The following is an 11,519-nucleotide window of genomic DNA, read 5'->3' on the forward strand; positions in this document are numbered from 1 at the left end:
CCAGCACCGGCGATCCGACCCCTCCTGGGTTGACTTCATGCGACTTCTCGACAGGATCACCGGAACGAGGCACCCCGATTCCGGAGTGGGGCCACGCGCGGCAGGGGAGTTGCGGACAGCCCTGCTCAGCCTCAACGGGCCGGACGTCCCCTACGTCATCCGCGACGGCGCGGCGCATGACGCCGATCTCGTGGCGGAGTGGCGGATCGCCGAACCGGCCTGGCAGACCTTCTTCATCGGGTCCCAGCTGACGCACGCCATCCGGATCCGGATGCGTCTGGCCGAGCCGCACGAGGTGCGTGCCGTCGAGGAGCGGTGGGAGGTCGAGCGCGTCGGGAATCCGCCGCGGCTCCGGGCTTCGGCGGAGTACTTGCGCGGCTCGGGCCGGACCGTCTCCCGCCGCTGGTCGCTTCGGCGCGGAGAGAACGGCCGCCTCGAAGCGACGGAGACCTTCGGCTTCGACAGTGCGCAGCTGACCGGCCCCCTGCGGAACACCGTCCTCACATCGGGCTGGACGTGGCGCGGGGTGATCTTCGGAAAGCTGTGAGCCATTCAGGGGCCGACTCACCTCGTCCGCCCGGCGCTTCCCGGTCGCTCTCGGCGACCGCCCGCACAAGACCGGCCCGGCGTGTTCCCCGCCCGGTGCGAGGACCGGCCCGTCGACGCCCTCCGGAAGGATCCCGCGGACACCGCCGCCCCGTATGCTTCCCACGACTGACTTGATCATCCGGAATGGAGTCCCCATGACCACGGCCCGCCTGTCCGCAGCCATACGGAGCCTCTCGGTCATAGCCGCCGGCACGCTGCTCGTCGGCTGCTCGGCATCGGTCGATGTGGGGAGCTCCGGACCGAAACTGTCCGCGGACAAGCTGGCCACCACGGTCTCCGAGAAGCTCGCCCGCACGACGGGACGGCCGAAGCCGGACATCGTCTGCCCCGAGGACCTCGTCGGGAAGGCAGGAACCACCACCCGCTGCGAACTCACGGCGGACGACGGCAGCACCCTGGGCGTGTCGGTCGACGTCACCTCGGTCGACGGAGAACAGATCAACTTCGACATCAAGGCCGACGAGACGGCTACACCCGCACCGAACTGACGGCCCCCCGTGGTCTGATCCTCCTCAGCCGCCCGCGGGCTCCCGCCTCCGGGGGATGAGCGGCCAGGCCGGTTCGACGACCGCCGCCGGATCCGCGGTGCGCCGCAGATACGCCTGCAGGGAGAGCGACTGCTCGGCCGCCGCGTGCACCTGAAGGCCGTGCAGGTCCGGCAACGGCATCACTCCGACGGGCCGGTGCATCTCCCCCATGCGTCGCACCACCCGGGCAGCGGCCACGGCGTCCGCCCTCGCGTCGTGCGCGTCGTCGAGCGGCACCCCGTAGTGGGCGCACAGCGCGTGCAGGGCCCGCTTCCCCTTCCGGTACTTGTCCACGTGCTTGTCGATCACCAGCGGATCGATCACGGGCGAAGGCGCGCCACCCAGTCGCTCGCTGACCGATTCGACCGCGTACCGGCGGCACTCACGGTCGAGCAGGGACAGGTCGTAGCGTGCGTTCATCACCACCAGCGGCGTCCCCGAGCGCAGCCCGTCGGCGACGGCCCGCGCGATCTCATCGACCGCCGAGACGGCCGGAGCCCCGTGCGCACGGGCGCGTTCCGTCGAGATGCCGTGGATCGCCGACGCCTGCTCGGGTATGGCCACACCGGGGTCCAGCAGCCACGTCCGCTCCCCGGACACCGATCCGTCGGCCTCCAGCCGGATGACCGCCGCCGTCACGATGCGGTCGGTCTCGACGTCCGTCCCCGTGGTCTCCAGGTCGAACGCCAGCAACGGCCCGCTCATCCAGCTCATCCCGTGTCTTCCCTCCGTGGTGCGTTCCCCCAAGTGACGACCACCTTCGCACGCACCACTGACAACGCCGGAAGGGACGTCAGGAGACGGGCCTCGAGTCCGTCCAGACCGACTCGAACTCCTCGCGGTACGTCTCGAAGAGTCCGTGCTCGCTGTCCTGCCCCGCCCTGACCACCGCCCGCCCGCCGCCCCGCAGCACCAGTACGGGCGCCTCCATGCCGCGTGCGCGGCGCAGATACGGCTGGACGACCCCGACCGCGTCGGGCCCGTCACCGTCCACCAGGTAGGCCGTGAAGCGCGGCGTCTCGTCGAAGACGTGGATCTGGAAGGCGCCCGGGTCACGGAGCTTGGAGCGGACCCGCCGCATGTGGAGGATGTTCATCTCCACCGAGCGGCTCAGCTCGCCCTTCTTGAGCCCCAGTTCGCGCTCCCGGCGTTTCACGGCGCTGCTCGCCGGGTTGATGAACAGCAGCCGGACCCGGCATCCCGACTCGGCGAGCCGCACCAGTCGGCGCCCGGAGAAGTTCTGGGTGAGGAGATTGAGCCCTATACCGATCGCGTCCAACCGGCGCGCGCCGCCGAACAGGTCCTCCGCGGGCAGCTGGCGCTGCAGCCGCACCCGGTCCGGGTGGACGGAGACCACGTCGGCGTAGCGGTCGCCGACCAGCTCCTCCACCGCGTCCACCGGCAGCCGGTCGGCCGACGGGACGGAGGCCCCGCTGCCGAGAATCTCCAGGAGCCGCGCGGAGGCCCTCTCCGCCTGTGCGAGGACCGCTTCGTTCAGCGCGCGGTTGCGGGAGACGACGTTGCGCGCCACCTCCAGCTCGTCCAGCGCGAGCTCCACCTCGCGGCGGTCGTCGAAGTACGGTTCGAAGCAGGGCCAGTGCTGGACCATCAGCTCGCGCAGCTGCGGCAGCGTGAGGAAGCTCAGGACGTTGTCGTCGGCCGGGTCGAGCAGATAGCCCTTGCGGCGCGAGACCTCCCGGACCGCGACGGCGCGCTGCACCCACTCCTGCCCCGCGGGTCCCGCGGCGGCCACCACCCAGTCCTCGCCGTGCACCGGCTCGTAGATCGGCCGGATCACGGAGGAGACCACGGCGCGCAGCCGCTGTTCCACCAGATTCAGCCAGATGTACGCACGCCCCGCCCGCTGGGCCCGTGTGCGCACCTCGTTCCAGGAGTCCGCTCCCCAGTCCAGCTCAGCACCGATCTCCACGGGCTGTGCGAGGGAGACCGCCCCCGGTGGGGCATCGATCGATTCCCCCTCGTGACCTGCGTCACCTGGGGGCAGCTCGAATCCTCCCGAGCTCACCCGTGTACCGCCTTCCACTCCCCCACCAACGATCAAGGAAGGGTACTCCGGTAGCGGGAGCCGTTGCAGCAGGATGCACAGGGTCCTTACTCAACTCCCCTGATCGGCAGATCCGTTCCTTGCGGTGAGATCGGGTGGAGTGAGATGGTTCATAGCGATTGCGCACCCCTTCGCATGCCGCGAACCGGACGGAGGAACCGCCCGGCGGCCCGGGCCCCCTGTCCGGGCGACACCCAGGTGTCCCAGGTTGACCGAGCCGACGAGATCGTGTCGACGGGACCCGGCCGCACCGGCCGACGTACTAGGTACAGGACCGTCTTTCGGGGAGTATCGGGGCGAAAACCCCCCAGCACCCGGATCCGAAGTGGAAGAGTCCTATCTATGCAGGTCTGGCCGGGACACGCGTATCCGCTCGGCGCCACCTACGACGGCGCCGGAACCAACTTCGCGGTCTTCTCGGAGGCTGCCGACCGAATCGAGTTGTGCCTGCTGCACGACGACGGTGCAGAAACGGCGGTGGAGCTCCGCGAGACCGACGCCTTCGTCCGCCACGCGTATCTGCCCGGGGTGATGCCCGGTCAGCGTTACGGCTTCCGCGTGCACGGGCCCTACGAGCCGCAGCACGGGCAGCGCTGCAATTCGGCGAAGCTGCTCCTCGATCCGTACGCCCGTGCGATCTCGGGGCAGATCCGGTGGGGCGAGGCGGTGTACGGCTATCCGTTCGGCAAGCCGGACGAGCGCAACGACCTCGACTCGGCACCGCACATGATGAGCTCGGTCGTGGTCAATCCCTACTTCGACTGGGGCGACGACCGCCGCCCGCGTACGGACTACCACCGCACGGTCATCTACGAGGCCCATGTGAAGGGCCTGACGATGCTCCACCCCGGTCTGCCCGAGGAACTGCGCGGCACCTACGCGGGGCTCGCCCATCCGGAGATCATCGCCCATCTGACGGAGCTCGGTGTCACCGCGATCGAGCTGATGCCGGTGCACCAGTTCGTCCAGGACCACCGCCTCGCGGACGCCGGCCTGGCCAACTACTGGGGCTACAACACCATCGGCTTCTTCGCCCCGCACAACGCCTACGCGTCCTGGGGCGACCGGGGCGAGCAGGTCCTGGAGTTCAAGCAGGCGGTGAAGGCGCTGCACCAGGCGGGCATCGAGGTGATCCTCGACGTGGTCTACAACCACACGGCGGAGGGCAACCACCTCGGTCCGACGCTCTCCTTCCGGGGTCTGGACAACGCCTCTTACTACCGCCTGGCGGACGACCCGAAGTACTACATGGACACCACGGGCACCGGGAACTCGCTGCTCATGCGGTCGCCGCACGTCCTGCAGCTGATCATGGACTCGCTGCGGTACTGGGTGACCGAGATGCACGTGGACGGCTTCCGCTTCGATCTCGCCGCGACCCTGGCACGCCAGTTCCACGAGGTGGACCGGCTGTCCTCCTTCTTCGACCTCGTGCAGCAGGACCCGGTGGTCAGCCAGGTGAAGCTGATCGCGGAGCCCTGGGACGTGGGCGAAGGCGGCTACCAGGTCGGGAACTTCCCACCTCTGTGGACCGAGTGGAACGGAAAGTACCGGGACACGGTGCGGGACCTGTGGCGGGGCGAGCCCCGGACCCTCGCGGAGTTCGCCGGCCGCCTCACGGGCTCCTCCGACCTCTACCAGGACGACGGCAGACGCCCGCTGGCCTCGATCAACTTCACCACCTGCCACGACGGTTTCACGCTGCACGACCTGGTCTCGTACAACGACAAGCGCAACGACGCCAACGGTGAGGGCAACCGGGACGGCGAGAGCCACAACCGCTCGTGGAACTGCGGCGCGGAGGGCGAGACCGAGGACAAGGAGGTCCTGGAGCTGCGCAGCCGTCAGATGCGTAACTTCATCGCCACCCTGATGCTCTCCCAGGGTGTGCCCATGCTGAGTCACGGCGACGAGTTCGCGCGGACGCAGCGGGGGAACAACAACGGCTACTGCCAGGACAACGAGCTCTCCTGGGTCCACTGGCCCGACCCGTCCGCCGCCTCGCGCGCCGAGGACGGCGACGAGGACGCTGGTGGCACGGACACCAGCCTGCTGGAGTTCACCCGCTCCATGGTCTGGCTGCGCCGGGACCACCCGGTCTTCCGGCGCAGGCGCTTCTTCCACGGCCGTCCGGTCGAGGGCACGCACGACGAGCTGTCCGACATCGCGTGGTTCACCCCCCGGGGCGAGGAGATGACCCAGCGGGACTGGCAGGCGGCGCACGCCAAGGCCATGACGGTCTTCCTCAACGGCCACGCGATCTCCGAGCCGGGTCCGCGCGGTGAGCGGATCGCCGACGACTCGTTCCTACTCATGTTCAACGCGGGGGCCGAGACCCTGGAGTTCGCCGTGCCCATGAACCACGGCAAGCAGTGGCAGGTCGTCGTGGACACCGCCGTCCCGGACGGGGTGCCGCCGGGCGCGGGGCCCAAGGTGTCGGCGGGCGAGCGGGTGACGCTCGTCGGGCGGAGCCTGACCGTGCTCAAGCGTCCGGCATAGGCCGAAGGGGTGACGGGCACCTGGCGGGTACCGCCCTGCCGGTGCCCGGTGGCCCGGAAGGTGGGAGAGCGGCGCCGGGCTGGGTACGTACGAGTCCATGACGCCCACCGCCACGTACCGGCTCCAGCTCCAACCGGACTTCCCGTTCGCCGCCGCCGCCGACGCCGTGCCGTATCTCGCCGACCTCGGCGTCTCCCATCTGCACCTGTCCCCCGTCCTGGAGGCCGTGCCGGGTTCGGGTCACGGCTACGACGTCGTCGACCACACCGCGGTGCGGGCCGAGTTCGGGGGCGAGGAGGGTCTGCGGGAGCTGGCCGGCACGGCCCGCGCCCACGGCCTCGGCATCGTCCTGGACATCGTGCCGAACCACATGGCCGCCGCCCCTCGGCACAACCTGCCGCTGTGGGAGGTGCTGCGTGAGGGCCCGGAGTCCCCTTACGCCCGCTGGTTCGACATCGACTGGGCGGCGGGCGGCGGTAAGGTGCTGCTGCCCGTGCTGGCGGGGCGCGTCGGTGAGGAGAGCGACAGCTTCGAGCCGGCTACCCGCGGCGACGGCGCCGCCGTGCTCCGCTACGGCGATCTGGAGTTCCCGGTCCGCGAGGGCACGGCGCACCTGCCGCTGCCGGAACTCCTGGCCGCCCAGCACTACCGGCTCGCGTGGTGGCGGCTGGCCAGAACGGAGCTGAACTACCGGCGCTTCTTCACCATCTCCGATCTGATCGGGGTCCGGGTGGAGCATCCGGAGGTCTTCGCCGCCACGCACGGCAAGATCCTGGAACTGGTCCGCGACGGAGTCGTCGACGGGCTGCGCATCGACCATCCGGACGGCCTCGCCGACCCGGCCGCCTATCTCGGACAGCTCGGCGACGAGAGTGGCGGGCGGTGGACGGTGGTGGAGAAGATCCTCACCGGCTCCGAGGCCCTTCCCGCCGGCTGGGCCGTGGCGGGGACGACCGGGTACGACGCGCTGCACCGGATCGACGGTCTGTTCACCGACCCGATGGGCGCGGCCGACCTGCTCGGCCGGTACCGGGACTTCGCGGGCCCTCCCGGGGACCGGGGCGGCTACTGGACCGCGACGGTGCGCCGAGCGGCGTACCGCGTGGTCACCCACGAGCTGGCCGCCGAGACGGAGTGGCTGACCCGCCTCGCCGTCGAGGTGTGTGCCGGGGACCCCGCACTGCACGACCACGCACCGTGGGCGCTCCGCACCGCGGTGCGCGAGCTGCTGGTGCGGGTGCCCGTCTACCGGCCGTACGTGACGGCGGGCGGCCCGCTCACCGAGATCGCCGAGTCGACGCTGCCGGCCGAGGCGGTGCGGGACGCCGAGGCGGTGTTCTCGGTCGCCCAGGAGTCGGAGGCCGTCGAGGTGGTGCGGGATCTGGCGCTGGGCCGCCTCGGCGACGGGCCGGCACACGCGGCGTTCTGCGCCCGGTTCGCGCAGACGGCGTCCGCGCTGCACGCCAAGTCGGTGGAGGACATGGCGTTCTACCGCTACGTTCCGCTGATCTCGGCGACGGAGGTGGGTGGCGATCCCGGCCGGCCGGCGGTGAGCCCCGAGGAGTTCCACGCGTTCTGTGCCCGTATCGCGCGGGACTGGCCGGCGACCGGCACGGTGCTGACCACCCACGACACCAAGCGCAGCGGGGACGTTCGGGCCCGGATCGCGGTCCTCTCGGAGTGCCCCGAGCGGTGGTCCTCGCTGGTGGCGCAGCTGTCCAGGTCCGCTTCGGTACCGGCCCCGGATCCCCAGCTGGCCTGGCAGGCCTGGCAGTCGGCGTACGGCTGCGCGGGCCTGCCCGCCGGTGAGATGGCGGGCAGGCTGGAGCCCGCCCTGCTGAAGTCCGTGCGAGAGGCGGGCCTGTTCACCAGCTGGACCGAGCGGGATCCGGTCTACGAACGGGCGGTCACCGACTTCGTGGCGGCCGGCCCGGGAAGTGACGCGGGTGAGGCACGGTCGATGATGACGAGGTTCGCGGACGCCCTCGCCCCCTTCGCACGGGCCAATGTGCTGGGTGCCGCGCTGGTGCATCTGACGATGCCCGGCGTGCCCGATCTGTACCAGGGCACGGAGCGGGAGTACATCGCGCTGGTCGACCCCGACAACCGGCGTCCGTTCACCAGGCCCGCCGGGGAGGACGACGAGAAGGCGGCCCTGACCACGACCGCGCTGCGTCTGCGCCGGGAGCGGCCGGAGATCTTCGGCGAGGCGGGGATCTACACACCGCTGACGGCGCAGGGCCCCGCAGCGGCGCACTGCCTGGCCTTCTGCCGGTCCGGTGAGGTGGTGACGGCGGTGACCCGGCTGTCGCTGCGGCTCGAGGAGGGGGGCGGCTGGCGCGACACGGAGCTGATGCTGCCGGACGAGGGTCCGTGGATCGATCTCCTGTCGACCGGCGGGGAGTTCACGGGGCCTGCGGTCACCGTGGCACGGCTCTTCACGGACCGGCCGGTGGCGCTTCTCGTCAGGGCTGCGCCGGGACGGCGCTGAGGAATCCCGGGCGTCGCCGCGGGGCGTCCTGACTGTGGGTCAGGACGGGGGCACGGCGAGGGACGCGCTGAGCCGGAACGTCATCCGGCCGAAGCTGACCTGGTCGCCGTCGCTCACCACGACCGATCCGACGACCCGCTGTCCGTTGACGCACGTGCCGTTCGTCGAACCCAGGTCGCGCAGGATCCACCGGCTGCCGTGCGCGGTCAGTTCGGCGTGCGTCCGGGACACCGTCTCGTGGCTGAGCCGGAGTCCGTTGCCCGGGTCGCGGCCGATGCGCAACGGGTGCGGGCCGGGCACCGGCAGCAGGAGTTTCGGCAGCCGCTCGGACTGCCACGCCCTGCGCACCCTGGCCGGAAAGGCGGAGACCCCGCCGACGGCGCGGAACAGGCCGCGCGACCAGCGCCCGCCGGAATCAAGATCGGAGGTGAGCGCCGCCAGCTCTTCGGGACGCCGTGCCGTCAGGGCCAGTTCCATGCGTCGCAGGAAGGTGTCGTGGGAGAGCTTTCCCTGCGCGGCGCCGTCTCTGAGCACGCCGAGAACACGGTCGCGCTGGGCGTCGGACAGCCGAGCGGGATACGTGTAGGGCTCGAAGGAGGACGTCACGGTACCGATTGTCGGGCCGACAGGACCGAGGTGTCCAGACGATGCCCGTTTCCGGCCTCCCTGACCTGCGTGGCAGCCGGAGCGACGACACCCGCCGATCGCCCTGCGTCCGGCCGAACGCGTCGGAGCGGCGATCAGCCGAGGCGACGTCCCGACGGCGGCGTCCTGCGCGCGTCCGGGCGGGCCGTAAAGCGGTGGACCCGGCGTGCCGGGGCCCGTATCGTCCGCATCCGGCACCCGGCCGACCCCGGCCCGGACGACTGACGAGGAAGGAGGCGAGACACGTGCGTCACCTCAGCACCACCCCTGACACCACGTTCACGCGCTCCCGTTCCGTCCGCAGGACGGTGTCGGACCCGGTCTGACCGGGGGCGCCGAGTCCCGGAGGACACCACATGACCGTTCCGGTCATCCGCTCGCTCACCCGGAGCGACGCACATCTCTTTGATTCCCTGCAGGGCGGCTCCCTCGTCGGCCGTGCCGCGTTCGGCCACCGCTACGCCATCGTGCACGAGGGTGGTGAGTACCGCCCCGAATGGACCTGGGTCGCTCTGCGCGACGGCGTGGTCGTCGCCAGGGCGGCGTGGTGGGGCGGGCCAGAGGACACCGAGCCCGTGCTGCTCAACCACTTCGACTTCGCCGAGGGCGAGGACGCCGCGGGCACCGAACTGCTGCGCCGCGCCCCGTGGTCCGTCGAGTACGAGCTGATCGTGCCGCCGAACTGGCGGGACACCCCCGAGGTGCGGGCGGCCGCTTCGGCGCGGATCGCGGCGGCCGAGGCTGCGGGGATGAAACCGCTGGTCGAGCGTTACCGCTACGAGTGGACGCCCGCGGACGGCCTGCCCGAGCGGCCCGGCAGGCTGGAGTTCCGCCAGGAACCCGACGACGCGGTCATCCTGGACGTGCTGCGGCGGGTCCAGTCACAGACGCTGGATGCCCACGCCCGGCGCGCCGTCGAGGGGCCGGGCGGTCTCGAGCAGGCCGCGCAGGAGGAGCTGGACTTCTTCAACTGGTGTCCCTCGCCCCGCTCCTGGTGGCAGCTCGCCCACACACCGGACGGCGGGCTCGTGGGCATCCATGTGCCCGCCCGCAATCCGGGTGGCCCGTGCATCGGCTTCATCGGGGTCGTTCCCGAGGCGCGCGGGCACGGCTACGGCTACGACCTGCTCGTCGAAAGCACCCACTTCCTCGCCGGTGAGGGTGCCACCGCCGTCGCGGGCGCGACGGACCGGGGCAACGTGCCGATGGCCGCCGCGTTCGCCCGGGCCGGCCACCGCGTCACCCAGGAGCGCATTCACCTGGTGTGAGCGCCGAGCCGTGCGTGCCGCCCGTGCGCTGCGCGCGGATCACGTCGCGGTACCAGGCGTAGGACTCCTTGGGGGTCCTACGCAGGGTCTCGTAGTCGATGTGGACCAGGCCGAACCGCTTGCTGGCGCCCTCGGTCCATTCGACGTTGTCGGTCAGTGACCAGGTGAAGTAGCCGCGCACGTCGACGCCCGCGTCGATGGCCGTACGCAACGCCTCCAGGTGTCCCTCCAGGAAGGCGATGCGGCGGCCGTCGGCGACGGGCTCGTCGACCGCGCAGCCGTTCTCCGTGATGTACACGGGGGGCAGCCGGTCACCGAAGCGGTCACGCAGCTGCCCGAGTGTCTCGGCCAGCCCCTGCGGGACGACGGGCCAGCCGAAGTCGGTGGTGTCGTATCCCTCGATCTCCCTGATGCCGAAGGGGAGCCCGGCCGGCATCGGGTAGCCCGAGAAGGAGTCGAGGGCTTCGGGTTTGGGCGCGCCGACGAGAGTGGGGTTGTAGTAGTTGACGCCGTACCAGTCGAGTGGTGCGGAGATGACTTTGAGGTCGTCCTCGACGGGCCCGGGCATCAGTGCGGCGAAGCCCTCGTCGGGGTAGCGGCCGGTGAGGACCGGGTCGGCGAACAGCCAGTTGGTCAGGGTGTCGTAGAGCTCCGCTCCCGTGCGGTCCTCTTCGGAGTCGCCCGCCGTCCAGACGGGGGTGTGCGAGAGCGCGATGCCGATGTTGCCGGCCCCTGCGGCGCGCAGCGCCCGTACGGCCAGCCCGTGCGCGAGCAGCTGGTGGTGGGCGGCCGGCAGGGCGTCGAAGAGGAGCGTGCGGCCGGGGGCGTGCTCGCCGAGGGCGTAGCCGAGCAGCGTCACCTCGGCCGGTTCGTTGATGGTGATCCACATGGGGACCCGGTCGGCGAGACGCTCGGCGACGATTCCCGCGTACTCGGCGAAGCGGTAGGCGGTGTCGCGGTTGAGCCAGCCGCCCGCCTCGTCCAGGGGCAGCGGCGTGTCCCAGTGGTAGAGGGTGGGGGCCGGGGTGATGCCGTGGGCGCAGAGCTCGTCGACGAGCCGGTCGTAGAAGTCGAGTCCGGCGGGGTTGAGCGAGCCGCTGCCGCCGGGCACGACCCGGGGCCAGCTGATGGAGAAGCGGAAGGCGTCCGCGCCGAGTCCGGCGAGCAGGGCGACGTCCTCGCGGTAGTGCTCGTGGAAGCCGGTGCCGCGGGTGGTGTCGGTGCCGTCCTTGATCCGGCCGGGCTGTGCGGCGAAGGCGTCCCAGCCGGAGGGCCCCTTGCCGTCGGTGTCGAAGGCCCCCTCCGTCTGGAAAGCGGAAGCGGAGGCGCCCCACAGGAAGCCGGGTGGGAAGCTCGGCACGGTCATCTCGGCCTCCAGCAGCCGTAGGGGGGACCTCGTATTACTGCCCGGGCTC

At 71.1% G+C, this 11,519-nt stretch carries 9 protein-coding genes; 5 read left to right on the forward strand and 4 right to left on the reverse strand.

Going from position 1 to position 11,519, the window contains the following annotated elements:
- Positions 1 to 37: 37 nt before the first annotated feature.
- Together JOC24_RS22500 and JOC24_RS22505 are read left to right on the forward strand one after the other, a co-directional pair.
- Positions 38 to 547, forward strand: coding sequence for a hypothetical protein (locus tag JOC24_RS22500; protein ID WP_205022172.1), 510 nt, complete (start codon positions 38 to 40; stop codon positions 545 to 547).
- Between the two features lie 196 nt (positions 548 to 743).
- Positions 744 to 1,097 (forward strand): DUF4333 domain-containing protein, encoded by a 354-nt coding sequence (locus JOC24_RS22505; RefSeq protein ID WP_205022173.1) that lies wholly within the window; start codon positions 744 to 746, stop codon positions 1,095 to 1,097.
- A 24-nt stretch (positions 1,098 to 1,121) separates the two neighbouring features.
- On the opposite strand, the gene JOC24_RS22510 is transcribed toward JOC24_RS22505, so the two are convergent.
- Both JOC24_RS22510 and JOC24_RS22515 read right to left on the reverse strand, forming a co-directional pair.
- A complete protein-coding gene (locus JOC24_RS22510) occupies positions 1,122 to 1,850 on the reverse strand; it encodes a 3'-5' exonuclease (protein ID WP_205022174.1) in 729 nt (242 codons plus the stop codon).
- 79 nt (positions 1,851 to 1,929) lie between these two features.
- A complete protein-coding gene (locus tag JOC24_RS22515) occupies positions 1,930 to 3,162 on the reverse strand; it encodes an SAV2148 family HEPN domain-containing protein (protein WP_205022175.1) in 1,233 nt (410 codons plus the stop codon).
- A 381-nt stretch (positions 3,163 to 3,543) separates the two neighbouring features.
- Between JOC24_RS22515 and glgX the strand changes: the two genes are divergently transcribed.
- Positions 3,544 to 5,700 (forward strand): glycogen debranching protein GlgX, encoded by a 2,157-nt coding sequence (gene glgX / locus JOC24_RS22520; protein WP_205022176.1) that lies wholly within the window; start codon positions 3,544 to 3,546, stop codon positions 5,698 to 5,700.
- A 97-nt stretch (positions 5,701 to 5,797) separates the two neighbouring features.
- Positions 5,798 to 8,191, forward strand: coding sequence for a malto-oligosyltrehalose synthase (treY, locus tag JOC24_RS22525; protein WP_205022177.1), 2,394 nt, complete (start codon positions 5,798 to 5,800; stop codon positions 8,189 to 8,191).
- Positions 8,192 to 8,230: 39 nt separating this feature from the next.
- Here treY and JOC24_RS22530 read toward each other — a convergent pair whose 3' ends face one another.
- Positions 8,231 to 8,797: a DUF1707 and FHA domain-containing protein gene (locus JOC24_RS22530; protein ID WP_205022178.1), complete on the reverse strand. Its 567-nt coding sequence runs from the start codon at positions 8,795 to 8,797 to the stop codon at positions 8,231 to 8,233.
- A 395-nt stretch (positions 8,798 to 9,192) separates the two neighbouring features.
- Here JOC24_RS22530 and JOC24_RS22535 point away from each other — a divergent pair, with 395 nt between their 5' ends.
- Complete coding sequence (locus JOC24_RS22535) at positions 9,193 to 10,104, forward strand: GNAT family N-acetyltransferase (RefSeq protein ID WP_205022179.1); 912 nt, start codon at positions 9,193 to 9,195, stop codon at positions 10,102 to 10,104.
- Here the strand turns inward: JOC24_RS22535 and JOC24_RS22540 are convergent.
- A complete protein-coding gene (locus JOC24_RS22540; RefSeq protein ID WP_205022180.1) occupies positions 10,076 to 11,470 on the reverse strand; it encodes a GH1 family beta-glucosidase in 1,395 nt (464 codons plus the stop codon). The genes JOC24_RS22535 and JOC24_RS22540 overlap by 29 nt on opposite strands.
- Positions 11,471 to 11,519: the final 49 nt, after the last annotated feature.

Source organism: Streptomyces sp. HB132 (genome assembly GCF_016909575.1).
Taxonomy (GTDB): domain Bacteria; phylum Actinomycetota; class Actinomycetes; order Streptomycetales; family Streptomycetaceae; genus Streptomyces.